This is a genomic window from Vibrio sp. 378 (genome assembly GCF_033339435.1).
The window spans coordinates 1-1337 of sequence record NZ_JAWOUO010000082.1 but is presented as its reverse complement, the minus strand read 5'-3'; the positions used below and the strand labels follow the sequence as shown (position 1 = coordinate 1337).

The 1337-nt window shown below is 41.0% G+C and carries 1 protein-coding gene; it reads left to right on the top strand.

All coding sequences use genetic code 11. From position 1 onward, the window contains the following. Positions 1 to 18 precede the first annotated feature (18 nt). On the top strand, positions 19 to 1337 hold a 1319-nt coding region (locus tag R7Q48_RS24230), incomplete at its 3' end, for a hypothetical protein (RefSeq protein ID WP_318132631.1).

Genomic DNA, 1337 nt, shown 5'->3' with positions numbered 1-1337 from the left:
TTTTTATGAGGTTAAACCATGACTCAAAACATCGAGCAACGTACCGAAGTCGCGGTGACAAGGTATGAGGGGGCAAGTTCTCTTGTTAATGAGCTAGGAACTAAAGATAAAACGGTCGACACTCCATCTGGATTGAGAGATTCATTTCCAAAGCTTTCCAGAGAGTTAAGGGAAGCCAACATCAAGAAAGATGTTGACTTTGCATCCTTTCAATCAAAAAACGCGGCAGAACATGAAGCGGCTCAAAGTCATCGCGAAATTGATTTCATAGGTCGTTTTTCTTTATCACAGCAGCCGATCTCATGGACGCCTTCGACCACTATTAGTGATAAGTTTCAGCGATATTTTGTCGGGGTCGTTGGCGATGCTTCATACAAGGAGTTTTTGCCTAATCCATCCAAGTTGCCTTTTGATACTTCTGCGTCGATAGAAGAAGATTTTGCAAAAGAATACTGGCTAGAAAATGGCGTGCCGAGCACTTTCCATGTTGATGAAGAGATAAAGAAAAACTCAGAAATCGACACTGGAACAAAGCAAATGGTTGGAACGTCGTTAAGCTTAATTGGCAAGGTTATCTCTAATGAAAACGCACTAAGGCTGACCGAAAAGCAGCGTCGATTGCGCATGTTCCCACCCCCATCACCAGGTGAAGTGATCGCTTCAATTAATGACTTTGAAGTGGCCTTCGAAAGTGGATTTAAATCAAAACTATTGCAGGATGATTATGAAATCCATGCCGATAAATATATTAAAGATTATTTCAACCCCACCGATTCAGAACTGGATTTTCTGATGTCATGTGGTTGTACAGTCTTGTGGCGAGATGCACATGGTTCACTTGCTAGGATTTTCACGACAAAAACCATTAATCTGCAAGGCAATACTATTTGGAAGGCCATCAAAGAATGGACCGTCACCTTTGTTGCTAACCACTCTGATTATGTTTTCCACACCCAAAACAATATGGGATTTACTGGCACGATAGGGATCAGCTTTGATGGTAATTTTTTAGCAGAAAGCATCGTCCAGTATACCAATTGCAATCGAGTGATTGCGAAGCACGGAGAGGCGAAAAACATACAAACAGAAAATGTTGAAAATTATCGTGGTGCTTGGATTTTCTTAAATGTTGAATCTCTAGATTACGATGATTTAGATGCTAAAAACATTGAACAGAATCCTCAACCAGGCTCGCCCCACGGACAGCATCACTCTTATAGTTTTAACAACGTTAAGAAATTAAAAGGGGGTGTTTGTAAAGCAGATAATGTCGACAAGCTATTCCATATCACAGGGTTATGCTCTGGTGACGCTGGTATGTTTATTGGTACGAACTT